We start from the raw sequence: 14,680 nt of genomic DNA, 5'->3' as shown, positions 1-14,680 counted from the left end.
GCTTGAGCCAAAATGCTGCGATTTTATGTGCTCCGATACTCACATACTTCGTGTATGCTGCGTTTCGGTGCTCTAAAATCACAGCATTTTGGCTCAAGCTAGCGATTTGTAAACAGACCCTAGGCAAAACGGGAAATAAATTTATGGGACAAGCACATTTTAACGGGTTAGTATACACATTGACCAACGAAGATTCGATCGTCGAATCAGAGCTTCTTCCTGATAATACAGAACGAGTCATCGCAATTGCAGGAAGTGGAAGCAGAATTGTTCCCCTACTGACCAAGTCTCCTCAAGAGCTTGTTTGTGTGGACCTCTCTGTAGAACAACTTTACCTGACTGAATTAAGAATCGAAAGTGTAAGACATTTAAGTCACGATGAATTCATTCAATTTTTTGGTTACCCATCTGCAAATGATTCTGCTCTAAGCCGAGAGGAGCTTTTTAAGAAATTAGTCACCTTGAGCCCCTCCGCCAAGGAATTTTTTTTAAATTTATTCAGCAATACGTCCTGGAAATCGCTTCTTTATTCCGGAAAATGGGAACAAAGTGCTCGTAAATTCAGTCGATTTATTCGAAAATTCGTGGGAAAAAAGGGATTGAAAATTTTTGATTGTGAGACTCTGGAGGAGCAAAGAGCTTATTATGCTCATCAATTTCCTCAAAGAGCTTGGCGCTGTTTTTTACGAATTTATGCTGTATTGATGAGAATCACATGGAAAGTAAAGCCGGGTATATTCCCCCAAGTTGATCCCAAAATCAGTTTTTATCAGACTTATAAGAAGATTTTTGATGAGATGTTTCTCAATACCTTGGCTAGAAAAAATTACATACTGCAATTGATCTTTCATGGAGAAATTATTTCCCCGGAAGCACTTCCGGCAGAATGTGATCCACTTCTCTTCCAAGAAGCAAAAAAAGCGCTACTAAAAACCAAAATCAGTTACATTCAAGACGATATTATTTCCACTATTGAAAAAAGCAAAAACAAAAGTGGATTTATTTCCTTTTCAAATGCGCCTTCTTATTTTCCGCATGAACTGGCTAGAAATTATCTCGAACGGATTGCTTCTCAGCTTTCTGAATCTGCGATACTTGTAGTACGCCATTTTCTCAATGATCCAGCTATGGCTTGCCTCGATGGCTTCACAGATGTCTCAGAACGTTATTCGGATATTCTTGCCAAAGAGATTACTAAAACCTATGAGATACAGATTCTGCACAATTCAAAGGCTACGCCTGTGGGAGCTACAGGCTAAATAATTATCCTATTGAATAAATAAAAGCTATGTTATATTGCTTTTTTTATTTAACAGTTGCGCAATGTGACTAACAAATCCTCTTCTGAGCCCTCTTATTTCAAAAAAAGTGTCCAATTATTGTTTGATTATTTTAAAAATTCAGAAAATAAGTGGAGAGCCTATGCACTCCTTTCGGGTAGCGTGCTTTGTGTTTTAGCTTTATCTGCCCTTGGTTTTATTTTGGGATGGTGGTGCTTTCCCTATATTTTTGCGGCATTTATTGCTAAGGATTTAACACTTTTCGCAATGGGGATTGGGGCTGGTCTTTTGATCGCTGGAGCAATGGCTGGATTTAATTATTTGGCAAACCTGCTTAAAAATCAGGTATATGTGGATTGGCGGTCTTGGTTAACAAAAAAAATAATAAATCAGTATTTAAACAGCAAAACGAATTATTTAGAAATTTCCAGAATTTACAAAGACCTGGATAACCCAGAACAACGCATTCAAGAAGATATTGATAAAATTGTTGATTCATCCTTGGAGTTAACTATAGGATTTATCGACAATTTTTGTAATCTTACAATGTACATCATACTCTTAGGGATGGCTGGAAGCTCTGTAGCGTTCCCGTTCTTGGGTCCAGGCTACTTAATCCTAACTGCGCTACTGGTAGGAGGCCTTTCCTCTTTGATTGGTTACTCTATAAGCAGTCACTTGAATAAATTGACTAATGATGAGACTAGAGCACAGTCCAACCTGAGAGGGACGCTACACCAACTTAAGAATTCCGCTGAAGAAATTGCCATTGAACAGGCGGAAAAATACTACAAAAATCGGCTTGAAAACGAGGTAGATTCCTTAAATACAAAAACGATAAACCGATTATCCATTGAGAATAGGGTAAAAACATTTAATATGTTTAACAGTGTTTTTCAAGTCATTGTTCCATTTGTCATTGCAATTCCTCTATATCTCACGGATCTAATCAGTTTGGAAGTGTATTATTCTGTTGGCTACTACTTCTCCATGGTGGCTCGCTCACTAAACTGGTTTATTCAATCCTTTGATGTAATTAATAAATTCAGAACAAGCCTAAATCGTGTTAATGAGTTACAAACCATTTTAAATAAAACGAATGAAGCTGAATCAACACAAAAAATTATTCATATCATAGGTGAAAATACTAAAAATCTTGAGGTAAAAAACTTAGAGCTTAAATTGCATGGCAGTAATGAACTTCTTATTAAAGGACTTAATTTAAAATTCAAGCGAGGGATACATACTCTAATTCAAGCACCTTCCGGAACAGGAAAAAGCAGTTTATTTAAAGCAATAGCAGGTACTTGGTTATCTGGTGAGGGTAATATTTTAATTCCTAAGAGTAGGGAGTCTATTTATTTTTTGCCCCAAAAACCGACGCTTCCTGATGATACTTTAAGAAACGTACTCGCCTATCCAGATTCATATTGTCCTTATTCTGATGAGGAATTAATTAGTGCCCTAAAAGCAGTAAACATGGAAGCACTTACCAATAAATTAGATGAAAAAATCGGCTTTAAATCCTTGGGCGAACAACAACGAATCGCCTTTGCACGCGTCTTATTAAGAAAACCAGAATGGTTGTTTTTAGACGAAGCGACTGCCTCTTTAGATGAAGATATAGAAGCGCAAGTCTATCAGCTCATTAAAAAACTTCTCCCCAACACAACAATCATTAGCATTGCCCATCGTTCAACGGTAAAGCGTTATCACGATAATATTTTATTTTTTAGGACAAATGAAAACAAAGAAGTACACGTAGAAACAGAGAAGATTTCAGATTTATTTCCCAGTTATAAAACAGCCCAGGTGTAATCATTTTGACCCAACATCTTTTTTGTTCATATAAAAAGGATTTTTGATAATTTTATGCTAATCTCCACTACTTTTTTAATAGACAACGGCGAGCAAAGATGTTTGAAATATTTAAAAATAATCAATTTGTTTTATATTATGAAAACAAAAACAACAGTTCTGGTTTTACACATTTCCTTAATAGATCATTGGGTAAAATAAATCTCTGCTATAATCATAAAACAAACGATTCATTTTGATTAAAAGAATAAAGGGATTTAAAAATGAAATCTTTTTTAGGCACTGGTTTTCTAATCATTTCTCTTCTGACGTACTCAAATTTTCTTAACGCCGACACTAATTCACAACTCATTTCATGGGTTCAAGAAACGCTTACGGATACTCTGTCAGTCAATTATACCGAAAATCTCACAGACACTGATCCGGTTATATCCCATTACTCCTATAATGCTTGGCAAGGCATGGTACAGTTTCTTGGTGGCTATATGGATGTAATTAAAGAAAAAAAACTGACCATTCATCCTGTACTCGACAGAAATCCAACCATTACGCAGACAGGATACTCTTCTGGAGTACCTTATTGGCGCGTGAATCAAAATGTAAATCTGCCCGAATTAAGATTAAATGTTAGCTTTTCTTTAATGATTACTGTTCCAAGCTCTGGTTCAGCTCCTTACATCATTCAAAATCTAGATATGCAAAAAAGCACTTATTAAGCGAATCCAAACATCTACTGAGTAGGGTCAAGCCTTGCGTTTTGCTTTTTTATTTAAATAGGCAAAAAGCAAGACCTGCCCCCTTTGATACTTTGATATCAGCAATCTGGTGAGAAGAACATAATTAGAAAATGCCAGGCCCACACTTGATGTAGGTATTATTTGTCAACGAAGAACAGTCACTAAAAGAATTTTTTTTATCTTTAAGAAAGACATTAAAAAAATCGATTAGATATCGATTTATTGCTTTAGTAATTTGCACTCCATTCCCTTTACCAAGGTAATTTCCAAAATTCTGATGAACTCTTTTTGCCTGATCAGACTTCATAGAGGCTTGATATGCTGGCATGTATTGTAATGTGGAAAAGTCAGTAAAATTCATATGATAACTGTAATGTTTCTCATTTTTGTTTGGTGATAAGGTCACCAAAAATCCATTTTTATTTAATCGATAATGAAGATTGAACCAGGGAAACATTGACCGCCAATAAGCTGAAATAAAATGCATGGCTGGTATGGCGTTTTTAGACTCAAAAGAACCCATATGAACTTCCATATCAAAAGTTACCAGTGCCTGAAACCACTTTTCATGATGATTGGCCGCATTAGCTATAGCCCTCCCACCAAAGGAATGGCCTAAAGCACCAATGTGGTGCAAATCCATTGATTTAAATACGTCATCTTGTGCTGTATCATGAATTCTTTTGTAAACAAATGCGATATCTCGTTCCAAGATAGGAATTGTTTTTTGCGTCACCACATCCCAGCTTTGAGGATCTACCATGCTGACAATCCTGTTATTGGGTAAGAGAATATCTCCATTAACAAATACTGAATTGATTCCAACCACAATATACCCCTGACTCACAAGTTCAGTAATCAGGTTTTCATAGAGTTGAACAACCCCTCCCAATCCAGAAATGAAGAGTACAACAGGAAATTGTGCCTTTTTAACAATGGGAGCATTTTCAGTTGTATGGCTTTTGAGCAATGATAATTTCTCAATATCTTCTGGTTTGACTCCGGGTTTTGTTTTTAAAATATTTTGTTCGGCATAAATAATAGGTGGATAGTACGGCACCCCACCATAGTCTTTTAAACGAACTGGATAATAAATTCTGACCATTAATTCATGGCAATGTTTCTTGTTATCTAATGTAAAATCCTTTTCTCGTTTTTCTGAAAAATTTGGATCGGGACAAACAGCATCGTTAACCCAATGCAGATCTTTAAAAGAAACACCATACTTACCCGTAGGTTTGAGTAAGTAATCCGTTAAAGGGTGCCCTGCCATAGCGAGATGACTCAATAAGATGCTGTATAAAAAGTATTTTTTAAATAGTGCAATCATAATAGAGTAGGTCGGGCCTTGGCCCGACAATTCCATCAAAATGTGTTAATTATAAAAAATATCACCTGTTCATTCGATATTTTATTTTTGAGATTTCTCTCTAGTACGTATTGTCGGGCCAAGGCCCGACCTACTTTGTTGATATTATAGAAAATGCTTTTTAAGGAAAAAGCGCTGATGCCCTGGAGGGCAATTTTCAATTATCCCGAAAACCTCATAACCGTGTTTTAAATAAAAATCTTTCGCCTGCCAATCAAATGTATCGGTATGAGATACTGTTGCTCCCTTAATTTTGGCTTCCTCCTCAATTTTATTGATGAGCATAGAGCCTATCCCCTGTTTTCGAAATTCGGGGGCCACGTAAAATTCGCTGATGTAAACCATTTGCCAACACGAAAAAGCGTTGATACCAGCGATAATCAAACCATGTTCATCCTTTATATGGTAATTAAGAGGTAGGTAATCCATTTTAGATGTATATTGAACTTTACTTCTATTGAACTCACCCAGAGTATTATCGATATATTCAATATCATGTTCTGAACTTTTTACAATGTTAAATTTCATCTGTTGCCTTTATATAAAAAAGAAAATAAGAGGATGTACTCAAATAAAGCTTTGATCGATCTTACCTTTGAAGGATAAAATACTGCAACTTTGATTTAAGGCAGTACAATTTAATGAAAATGAAAAAGATATTACTTGTTTGGCTTTTATCATTGTTTAGTAGCACTATTTTAGCACAAGGTGGTTTACCGCAATTATTTTTGTTTTTAGGAGGAAACGAGGCAAGTTCCTATGCAGAGATGCTCAAAAATAATTGCATCAATGGAGTACAAATAATTTATTCCTGGAAACAATTAGAACCTAAAAAGGGTTTTTATGATTTTTCCAAAATTGAAAAAGATTTAGAGTTTCTTAATAAAGAACATAAAAAGCTTTTTATCCAAATACAAGATCGATCCTTTACGTCAGATGTGTTTAATGTTCCTGACTATATCCGCGAAGAGAGTGTATATCATGGTGGCGTGGAAATGCAGTATGATTTTCCAGGTGAAGGAAAACCGATTACCACAGGATGGGTTGCACGAACTTGGGATCCTGCCGTAAGAAAGCGTTTTCAATTATTAATACGAAAATTATCATCTCAATTTGATGGAAAAATTTACGGTATTAACCTACCAGAAACATCAGCTGATTTTGACCCTGATCATATGCCTAAAGACTTCACATCGGATAAATATTTTTACTCAGTAATTGATAATATGGGTTACCTAAAAAAAGCGTTTAAAAAAACCAGGGTTATCCAATATGTCAATTTTTTCCCAGGAGAATGGAATAATGATCATCATTATATGAGTAAGTTACATTCGCCATGAAGCATCACATTGGCTTAGGTGGTCCTGATGTTGTGCCTTATAAAGAATCACAAATGAAGAATAGTTATCCTTTTTTCCATAAATATAATGGCAAAGTATTAACGGCTATAGCGGTTCAAGAACCTGATTACACGTATAAAAATCCTAGTACGGGTGATTTTTACACTTTTTATGATTTCTATTCTTTTGCAAAAGAATACTTAGGTGCCTCAATTCTATTTTGGAACATCGAGGAGCCATTTTTTTCGAACAAACTGTTACCAAATTCCAACGTTAATTATTTTATGTGCAATGAACAAAATGCGTAGAGTGCCTTTTCATATTAAAGTCCTGCTCGTTGAGAAGAGAACTCTTTTTTTAGTTCATCAATACACAATTGCATTTTATAATGAGGAACTGGATGCCATGAGGCTATAAATTCACCAACAATTTTAAAACCCGCCTTTTTATATACATGAACCGCACGCTTATTCGAAACCTCTGGGTCGATAAGCACTATCTTGGCATCAGAAAATTGACTTAAGATGAATTCATGGATCATCTGTACCGATAATCCCTTACCTATGTAATCCAATCTGCAAATAAATAAATCTAACGTAATTGCTCCCTCTGAATACTCTTCTGATTTCTCAACTTCAGAAGTAATCAAATAAGCGAATGGAATTTCATTATCGTACGCTATCCAATGGGTAGCCCATGCTTCACCATTATTTAAGAATCGCTCAATATCTTTGATGGTATTGTTTAGACCCTCACCATGAAGCCATTCGCTAATATGCGGTTGATGAATCCATTCCAGAACTAAATCATGTTGTGATTTAGTCATTGGTTTAAAACAAAAACGAAACTCTTTTGCAACATCACTAATCATGCCAGGAACACTCAATAATTAAAAAAATATCCTAGAATTGTATCATTTTGTTTGGTTTACTTCTAAAAAAGTTCATTTCTTATAAGGATCATGAGATATGGAAAGTGGTGTTGGATTAAATATAGTGTCTTCTTGTATTTTATCCTCTTCTGTTTTCTCAATTTCTTGAACTTGCTGGACAGAGCTTACTTCTTCCTCTTGCGATTTAACAGTTTTTGTCGATGGTTCTGGTCTGAGCGACAGGGGGTTAATGCTCATTTGATGAAACATTTTTCGAGTACTATCAGTAGATTCAGTAAGATCTTCTTCTAACTCAGGTAATTTAGAAGAGTTATCTTCAGATTGAAGCGTTGGCTCAAAATGTGGGGTAGCCGCTTTTGTTTTGTAGGCCATTTCTTTTAATTCAGATTTTAAGACTCCGGGATTCATCCCATGGAAATTTGTTCCATCCAACTCTTCGACATCGCGAGCAAAGCCATATGTTGGAAAAAAATAATCGAGCCCAGGTTTTAGTACACCAGGTAAAAATGGCTCTGCAAGAATATGTCCATTGGGTGATTTAGTCAGATAAACTGAAGCTTCAAGACAACGTTTACTTTGAGGATCAATGACTGCCCCCACTCCCGAGCGCCATTCGGCTGTATTATCGCCCATATCACCGGTATGATAGGCTCCTATAATTTGGCCTTGCTTATTTTTTACCAGTCCAATTCCCAACCCCCAAGCGACAAGGTCTCTGTCCTCATCCTTAATATCTATGTCTTCAACAAGCCTGCCTACTGATTTTGGGTTTGGCAAATAGTCATTCTTCATGGAGTCAGCAGGTGTTACTGGGGTGAACGCGTAATTCAATTTATCATCGTTAATCCAGGCTGTTATGAATTGGGCATATTCTTTTGCAGTTGTTTTTAGGCTATTGGCAGCTACTCTTTCAGGGCCATAAGTGCTTTTAGACATTTTTAATGGTCCAAATACGTGCTCTTGAGCCAATGTTTCCAGATTATGGATGCCTGTTACTTCTTCAATTGCTACTTGCAAACATTCAATACCAGGTCCCGAATACGCATAGTGTTTACCAGGCTCAAATTGGAATTGATACGGTGGCTTACCCACTATAGGTAATCCTGTTGTATGGGATAAAACCATTTCAGCGGTTAATTGCTTTGCTTGTTCCTGGTCACTGAATAGCTTGAGAAAAGGGTTATTATCACCCTCCAGTACAACTCCTTTATCTCTAAAGACTGTGTATAAAGGGGTCTTTAAATTAAAATCTGTTTTAAATTTTCCCACCCAACCCTCTTCAGCGGATTTTGTTTTATTCGCTTCAATTAATTTTAAAACCAAATAAGCAAATACAGGCTTACTCAGAGAAGCACATTGAAAGGGGGTATCTTCTGTGACTTCGAGTTGTGAATCTTGATCTGGAATAGTACCTACAGGGGTCGGTGTGATCTTACCTTTAGAATCAACTGTAGCAAAAGATGCGCCTGTAATTCCTCCTGTTTGCATCCTTCTCTCAATTTCTACTTTGTTTCTCATGCAATGCCATTATTAAATCGTTGTTATATTATTATAGTATGGCTTTCATAGTATTTACTTAAGAGAGAGTTCACCAAAATGTATGAGGTGAGATATGGGTAATGGAAAATTTGGTGCGAACCTTTTGGCAATGAAAAATAGATTGTCTGATATAAGAGATGAGGTCTATCGCGAAAAATGGAGTAAAAGAAGGCCCCATGGATTTTTAGTTTTAACGTTAACAGCAAAACATATCACGCAACTTCGTGCCTTATTAGCGTCAAATCCAACAACCCTGACGGACGCACAAATTCAGGCGCTTTATAAAAAAGTAATCTCTGTTTTAGAAGATACAAAAGGGCACAAAGAAACAAGTAAAAAGCTCACTCTTCTTTATGCCTATTTAAGAAAAAAATTCGGACTTGATACGGAAACTGACAATGAAAATCCTCTCACAGAAAAAATGGTTGGTTTAGGAAAGAGTCCTAATCAGGATGAATGGAACAAACGCGCAGAAAACGCGATAAATGAACTATACAAGAGAATGCTTGCCAATCAAAATTTGTATGAAATATATGAGTATGCGCGGATAGAACGAAGTGCAATTGCTGATGATTTAGGTCAAACCTTTTCTACTTCTGATGCTATTCAGTTCGGGCAATCCCTTTTTGGAAAAATTAGGGAACAAATGCATGGAGTTACTAGTGGCGATATATATATGGAGGGGAAACTGATAGTCCCTGAAACAGGGAGAGATTTGTTTCCCAAATTACTTGAAATAGTTGCTCAGCAAAATAACTTAAAAAAAACTGAAATAGTGAATGGTCAGTCTAAAACAATAAAGTATGCATCAGGTGATTGTTGCAGCGATGAAATGTTACTTGTACATTCAATCGATTATGAGAAGGGAACTAAAACAGATGAACGAATAAAAGTATATTATCCCTATTCAGATGAAGATTATTATAAAGAAAAAATGCAACAATTTGATCTGATATTTTCAAATTTAAAATCGAACCATTGTAAAAATGATGAGGCGGCTTTTAAATTAGGATTGCTACTACATGATTTATGTTCACTAAACCCGATTAGTCGCGGGTCTGCAGCCGTTCATGGCTGGCTCGCTCGAGCAATCGCAAGAATGAAAGAAATTCCAGTCCAAAATTTGAGAATATTTGATATACCATTTGATATGTATGCTCAGGTTCAACGTGATAGGACTCAATTTGCCAAAGATTTTGCGAGTGCTATTAAACCGGATTTCGTTTTTCATCCGGATTATTTAAATATTGATGTGCGTTATTATTATATCAATAATATTTTACAACTCATTGAACCGCTCACTCCTCCTGAAGACATACAAAAATCAAAGGATACCCTCTTCGCACCGAATCAAAATTTGCCAAGTTATAAAGTAAAGCTGACAAGACTTAATGATACCGAGATACCCTCCGCACAAGCCTTACATGAAATTCAAGAAGTATTAGCTGATCTCTTAAACAAAAAGGGAGTTTTTAACTCAGATACCCATGCGAAGTTGAACAACATGTCTACCGAATTAGGTAGGCATATTGCAACCCCAAAAACGCTCACTAAATTGCATTAATGATAGCAAGCGTAGCTGCACAAAGGCTCTATAGTTGAGTCACTCCACCATCGACAAAGAGCTCACTTCCTGTGATATAAGATGATTCTGATGCAAGTAAGAAGGCAACAGCCGCTGCGACTTCTTCTGCAGATCCAAAGCGCTTCATAGGATTAGATACCTTGATATCATCCAGAATCTTATTCACCTGATCTGCGGGCAAGCCCCCTTCTACGAACCACAGTGGTGTATCGATTGGCCCCGGGCTAATTGCATTGACACGAATTTTTCGCGCCACAAGACTCGCAGCAAAAGTGCGAGCCATGGATCGCACTGCCGCTTTGGTCGCACTATAAACTGAAGCGGTAGGACGACCTGTACTTCCAGCAATAGAGGAATTAATCACAATGGATGCACCATCAGCAAAATGAGGAATCGCTTTTTGCAAGGTAAAAAAGACACTTTTGACATTCGTATTCATGAGTTTGTCGAAATGCTCTTCCGTCACTTCTTCTACCGGTTCAAAGATTACCGTGCCTGCATTGGCAAAAAGTCCATCAATAGGACCAACATTTTTTTTAATGAACGAGAACAAGGCATCAATATCACGGATGCGACTGGCATCAGAAGCAATGGACTGCGCCGTTTTTCCAAGTTTTTTTACGGCAGCATCCAGATTCTTCTGATTACGGCCGGTGATAATCACGCGTCCACCTTCATCAGTAACTCGTTTTGCAACAGCAAAGCCGATGCCACTACTTCCGCCAGTAACCAGTACCGTTTTTCCATTAAATCTCATTCATCTTCTCCTTTAAAGTGGGCCTCAGCCCAATGGCACTCTTTATCCTATATAAATCCTTTTTCTAAAAATTTGCAGAAAATTGTTCTACTGGTTGATCTATTTTATATAGTGTAGCCTTTCCAACACCCATTACCTTATAAATTGATAAATAATAAACACATTTCTGTGTTAAGCTTCCCGAATCTAAAAAGCGAGTTGAGTCATGATTAAAGTTGGGCAATTTAATAAATTAAAAATGGTACGTGAGGCTCCTTTTGGGGTATATCTTCAAGGAGGCGAGTGGGGAGAAATTTTATTACCCAACAAATCGGTGCCTAAAGGTACTTTGGTTGGTGATGTGCTGGATGTATTTGTTTATTTTGATTCAGATGACAAAATTATAGCAACAACAGTGCGTCCTCATGCCAAATTAGGTAGCTGTGCTTTTTTAAAAGTGATTGATGTGAATCCTGTAGGGGCTTTTCTTGATTGGGGTTTAGACAAAGATTTATTGGTACCCAAACCAGAACAACATCGTCCTATGGAAAAGGGGAAATCTTACCTTGTCTATTTAAAGCAAGACAATCAGGGACGCATTATTGCAAGCTCAAAACTCGATTATTTTTTGGATAAGACAGCAGCTCACTATAAACCAGGGGAGGAAGTGAGTCTGCTTATTGCAGATACTACACCGTTAGGACGAAAAGTGATTATCAACAACAGTCACTGGGGATTAATCCATGCCGGCGATATTTTTCAAACATTAACTTATGGCAAAAAAATAAAAGGGTACATTAAGAGGGTACGTGAAGATGGCAAAATTGATGTTGTTTTAAGACAAATAGGACAAAGCAGTATTGATGGATTAGCGCAACGAATTCTATCCAAGCTCGAGCAATCCGGTGGTTTTTTAGCGTTACATGACAAAAGCGCTCCTGCAGAAATTCAGCAGATATTTGCTGAGAGCAAAAAAAATTTTAAAAGTGCCTTGGGGCAACTTTATAAACGAGGCTTGATTGATATTGAAGAGCAAGGAATTCGTTTGCGCGTTGTAGAAAAGAAATGATAGTTCTATATGTTTGATTCGTGATGCACAACTCGCTATAGTCAAACGAAGTCGAATCTCAGTGATCTATGCTACAACATGTCTGAAAAAATCTATTGGGTTTATATTTTGCGATGCAGCAATCAAAGTTATTACACAGGATACACAGACAATCTTGAAAAACGTTTTCAAGATCACCTTACAGGTAAAGGCAGTAAATATACGCGGAGCTTTAAACCCCTCTCAATTGCTCAAAGCTGGGAGATCAAAGGTGATAAATCAATCGCAATGCGCATAGAACGCTATATTAAAAAACTTTCTAAAGCTCAAAAGGAACAACTCGTACTCAATCCTGATTCGGATACGTTAATCAACATTTTATCCAATGAGTTTTAAAGACTTTAATTTCGAGATAAGCAAGCCGCCGTGCACCTTGCTGTCTCTTGATCACATCTCTGCCAACGCCCCGCGGCTTGTCCGCAGGACGTAGGAGAGCAGAGCGGGACTGAGTTTTCAGAGATGTGTAGAGGACTCAGGTGCATCTTGTAGGTGCCAAGGCTCGACCTTGCCAAGTTTTAATCTTTTACATTCTAAATTCCGACGGTAAAAAACTCTCTTTGTTTTCATCGCAAAGTGCTTTCAATTTATTTAGAAATTCATCCTTAGCGGCACGCGCTTCTTTAATGCCACGAGCTACTTCAGCGCTAGTAAAAAATGCAATTTGATAACGCTGCTGAAGTTCCTTTTTTGTATTAGGAACTTGAGGGGCAATAACAACTTTCTTTCCATTGGCAAATTTAATTGAAGAAGCGTTCTGCTCGTTCTCAGCCAATAAAGTAACTAAGTCATGTAAATTATTTATTTTTTTATCATTGACTTCAACGACTCGATGACTTTCACATAAAGAACCTCGATTTAAAGCAAAATTTTCATACCCGTCAGTATCTTCAGAAGCCAAAATGTGGTGTAACACAACAACTTCATATTGCTCATCATCTAATGCAGATGCTGTGAAATCATTAAACATGGGAGGCATATTAGAATAATCGGTAATGGTCTTTTGTGTGGTGGCATAATTCGATTTATAGGTGTCCATTAACGCTTGGGTGCATTTTACAAATACAAAGCCTCCATTTTTTCCAGACGGTTGAATGTGATACTTAAGTGGTTTACCGTCTTTAGTTCCGAATATGCTACGCCCCAATTGCTCATTTAATCTAACGTCAATCTTTAGTGTTTCGATATTACCTTCGGTATTTTTTCTTTGAACTAGAAACTCCATATTATCCATGTATTTTTTTCTTTGGATTAAATAAAGAAATGATATGGGATATTCTAATTCTGTTACTTCCACATTCCCATTTGACAGGATTGGATGACCATCGATTGCGAGAATAACATCTCCCTCTTGCAATTTATTAAATGCACAAGAATTTCTAGATACCTTTGTTACATAAATTCCTGTCAGCTCTTCATCTAAAGTACTAGGCTTCATTCCTACCTGATGTCGTAATGCAGAATTTTTTAATGATTGCCATTGGAAGGAAACTTGTGGCACTGTGACGTAATCAATACATTTTGCCTCCTTAAGCTTTTTATATTTCTCATAATTTTCTATTACGTGTACCACCGTGCTTGCAGGAATAAAATAGCCTACGTTACTTAAGGAGGTGTTTCCCTGGCTCACAATTCCAACACAAACTTCCTTATCTTTAACTTGTACTGTAATTGGTCCTCCACTATTTCCTGGATTAATTGGAGCACTCGTTTGAACGGTGATCCCTGGGAGATTGGAGTAAGCAATTTGCGAAATTTCAGTTCTGGAAATATGGCCTTTGGTAACAGAAAGTCCTTTACCACCTGCGGGATAACCATAAGCATTAACTTCAGTAGACGAGGCTTGAAATTTAGTGTCTACTTCTAAAGGCTCCGTTTTTTTTAATATTAAACTGCTGTCTTCAACAGTAGTCGCCTTCAGGATAGCGACATCCATAACTGGGTCTACCCAGACTGCGCTGACAGGTTTTTCCTGAGAGCCCTGATTAAATTTTACTTTTAAAAAATGAGCATTGGCTACAGCATGGGCATTAGTTACCAGATAAACAGTTTCTCCATATTTTAATACTGAAACTGTGGCACTTGATTTAGAGGGAGAGCCAGTAGACCAAGCTGTTGTGTAATTAACGGATTGCTTTTCTGCCTCGAGCTTGAGTGTTGCGTTGTTTCCCATAATTGTCCTAAAAAAATTTGAAGGGCAGCGATTGTTTATTTAAATCACATAAAAATCAATATAGATGCAAACTATTTAATTAATGAGATTTGCTTATGATGCAAAA

Annotated in this window: 14 protein-coding genes; 8 read left to right on the top strand and 6 right to left on the bottom strand. The window is 36.9% G+C overall.

Annotated features, from left to right (window positions below; translation table 11 throughout):
• The first annotated feature begins 143 nt into the window (after positions 1–143).
• From Lstg_RS06585 to Lstg_RS06575, 3 genes are all read left to right on the top strand, one after another.
• Positions 144–1,259 carry a DUF3419 family protein gene (locus Lstg_RS06585; protein ID WP_058476874.1) on the top strand — a complete coding sequence of 372 codons (1,116 nt, stop codon included), beginning with the start codon at positions 144–146 and terminating at the stop codon, positions 1,257–1,259.
• A gap of 66 nt (positions 1,260–1,325) precedes the next feature.
• Positions 1,326–3,098 (top strand): ABC transporter ATP-binding protein/permease, encoded by a 1,773-nt coding sequence (locus Lstg_RS06580; RefSeq protein ID WP_058476873.1) that lies wholly within the window; start codon positions 1,326–1,328, stop codon positions 3,096–3,098.
• Positions 3,099–3,361: 263 nt separating this feature from the next.
• Complete coding sequence (locus Lstg_RS06575; RefSeq protein WP_058476872.1) at positions 3,362–3,814, top strand: DotI/IcmL/TraM family protein; 453 nt, start codon at positions 3,362–3,364, stop codon at positions 3,812–3,814.
• A 124-nt stretch (positions 3,815–3,938) separates the two neighbouring features.
• Here Lstg_RS06575 and Lstg_RS06570 read toward each other — a convergent pair whose 3' ends face one another.
• Positions 3,939–5,165: an alpha/beta hydrolase gene (locus tag Lstg_RS06570; RefSeq protein WP_165481744.1), complete on the bottom strand. Its 1,227-nt coding sequence runs from the start codon at positions 5,163–5,165 to the stop codon at positions 3,939–3,941.
• Positions 5,166–5,309: 144 nt separating this feature from the next.
• Complete coding sequence (locus Lstg_RS06565; protein ID WP_058476870.1) at positions 5,310–5,732, bottom strand: GNAT family N-acetyltransferase; 423 nt, start codon at positions 5,730–5,732, stop codon at positions 5,310–5,312.
• 113 nt (positions 5,733–5,845) lie between these two features.
• Here Lstg_RS06565 and Lstg_RS06560 point away from each other — a divergent pair, with 113 nt between their 5' ends.
• Together Lstg_RS06560 and Lstg_RS17980 are read left to right on the top strand one after the other, a co-directional pair.
• The gene (locus Lstg_RS06560) at positions 5,846–6,544 is read left to right on the top strand and encodes a beta-galactosidase (protein WP_238585387.1); all 699 of its coding nucleotides are present in this window, start codon (positions 5,846–5,848) and stop codon (positions 6,542–6,544) included.
• The gene (locus Lstg_RS17980; protein ID WP_238585386.1) at positions 6,541–6,852 is read left to right on the top strand and encodes a hypothetical protein; all 312 of its coding nucleotides are present in this window, start codon (positions 6,541–6,543) and stop codon (positions 6,850–6,852) included. Before Lstg_RS06560 ends, Lstg_RS17980 begins: the two co-directional genes overlap by 4 nt.
• Before the next feature lie 14 nt (positions 6,853–6,866).
• Here the strand turns inward: Lstg_RS17980 and Lstg_RS06555 are convergent, their stop codons facing one another.
• Positions 6,867–7,415, bottom strand: a complete 549-nt coding sequence (locus Lstg_RS06555; protein WP_058476869.1) for a GNAT family N-acetyltransferase — start codon at positions 7,413–7,415, stop codon at positions 6,867–6,869.
• Between the two features lie 72 nt (positions 7,416–7,487).
• Positions 7,488–8,954 (bottom strand): serine hydrolase domain-containing protein, encoded by a 1,467-nt coding sequence (locus tag Lstg_RS06550; RefSeq protein ID WP_058476868.1) that lies wholly within the window; start codon positions 8,952–8,954, stop codon positions 7,488–7,490.
• 94 nt (positions 8,955–9,048) lie between these two features.
• On the opposite strand from Lstg_RS06550, the gene Lstg_RS06545 reads away from it, so the two are divergent.
• Positions 9,049–10,539, top strand: a complete 1,491-nt coding sequence (locus Lstg_RS06545) for a hypothetical protein (protein WP_058476867.1) — start codon at positions 9,049–9,051, stop codon at positions 10,537–10,539.
• A gap of 28 nt (positions 10,540–10,567) precedes the next feature.
• Here Lstg_RS06545 and Lstg_RS06540 read toward each other — a convergent pair whose 3' ends face one another.
• Complete coding sequence (locus tag Lstg_RS06540) at positions 10,568–11,317, bottom strand: SDR family oxidoreductase (protein ID WP_058476866.1); 750 nt, start codon at positions 11,315–11,317, stop codon at positions 10,568–10,570.
• A 205-nt stretch (positions 11,318–11,522) separates the two neighbouring features.
• On the opposite strand from Lstg_RS06540, the gene Lstg_RS06535 reads away from it, so the two are divergent.
• Together Lstg_RS06535 and Lstg_RS06530 are read left to right on the top strand one after the other, a co-directional pair.
• The gene (locus Lstg_RS06535) at positions 11,523–12,365 is read left to right on the top strand and encodes a CvfB family protein (protein ID WP_058476865.1); all 843 of its coding nucleotides are present in this window, start codon (positions 11,523–11,525) and stop codon (positions 12,363–12,365) included.
• 78 nt (positions 12,366–12,443) lie between these two features.
• The gene (locus tag Lstg_RS06530) at positions 12,444–12,740 is read left to right on the top strand and encodes a GIY-YIG nuclease family protein (protein ID WP_058476864.1); all 297 of its coding nucleotides are present in this window, start codon (positions 12,444–12,446) and stop codon (positions 12,738–12,740) included.
• 187 nt (positions 12,741–12,927) lie between these two features.
• On the opposite strand, the gene Lstg_RS06525 is transcribed toward Lstg_RS06530, so the two are convergent.
• Positions 12,928–14,574, bottom strand: a complete 1,647-nt coding sequence (locus Lstg_RS06525) for a S1C family serine protease (protein WP_058476863.1) — start codon at positions 14,572–14,574, stop codon at positions 12,928–12,930.
• Positions 14,575–14,680 lie beyond the last annotated feature (106 nt).

The sequence above is a fragment of the Legionella steigerwaltii genome, from assembly GCF_001468065.1.
In the GTDB taxonomy this organism is placed as follows: domain Bacteria; phylum Pseudomonadota; class Gammaproteobacteria; order Legionellales; family Legionellaceae; genus Legionella; species Legionella steigerwaltii.
Note: the sequence above shows the minus strand (reverse complement) of the source record. Positions and strands in the feature narration are given on the sequence as shown.

What these genes read in the sequence shown, in the direction of transcription:
- Lstg_RS06545 (WP_058476867.1), top strand. Translation starts at nt 9,049, where the DNA reads ATGGGTAATGGAAAATTTGGTGCGAACCTTTTGGCAATGAAAAATAGA.
- Lstg_RS06585 (WP_058476874.1), top strand. Translation starts at nt 144, where the DNA reads ATGGGACAAGCACATTTTAACGGGTTAGTATACACATTGACCAACGAA.
- Lstg_RS06575 (WP_058476872.1), top strand. Translation starts at nt 3,362, where the DNA reads ATGAAATCTTTTTTAGGCACTGGTTTTCTAATCATTTCTCTTCTGACG.
- Lstg_RS06570 (WP_165481744.1), bottom strand. Translation starts at nt 5,165, where the DNA reads ATGATTGCACTATTTAAAAAATACTTTTTATACAGCATCTTATTGAGT.
- Lstg_RS06555 (WP_058476869.1), bottom strand. Translation starts at nt 7,415, where the DNA reads ATGATTAGTGATGTTGCAAAAGAGTTTCGTTTTTGTTTTAAACCAATG.
- Lstg_RS06560 (WP_238585387.1), top strand. Translation starts at nt 5,846, where the DNA reads ATGAAAATGAAAAAGATATTACTTGTTTGGCTTTTATCATTGTTTAGT.
- Lstg_RS06525 (WP_058476863.1), bottom strand. Translation starts at nt 14,574, where the DNA reads ATGGGAAACAACGCAACACTCAAGCTCGAGGCAGAAAAGCAATCCGTT.
- Lstg_RS06550 (WP_058476868.1), bottom strand. Translation starts at nt 8,954, where the DNA reads ATGAGAAACAAAGTAGAAATTGAGAGAAGGATGCAAACAGGAGGAATT.
- Lstg_RS06540 (WP_058476866.1), bottom strand. Translation starts at nt 11,317, where the DNA reads ATGAGATTTAATGGAAAAACGGTACTGGTTACTGGCGGAAGTAGTGGC.
- Lstg_RS06535 (WP_058476865.1), top strand. Translation starts at nt 11,523, where the DNA reads ATGATTAAAGTTGGGCAATTTAATAAATTAAAAATGGTACGTGAGGCT.
- Lstg_RS06530 (WP_058476864.1), top strand. Translation starts at nt 12,444, where the DNA reads ATGTCTGAAAAAATCTATTGGGTTTATATTTTGCGATGCAGCAATCAA.
- Lstg_RS17980 (WP_238585386.1), top strand. Translation starts at nt 6,541, where the DNA reads ATGAAGCATCACATTGGCTTAGGTGGTCCTGATGTTGTGCCTTATAAA.
- Lstg_RS06565 (WP_058476870.1), bottom strand. Translation starts at nt 5,732, where the DNA reads ATGAAATTTAACATTGTAAAAAGTTCAGAACATGATATTGAATATATC.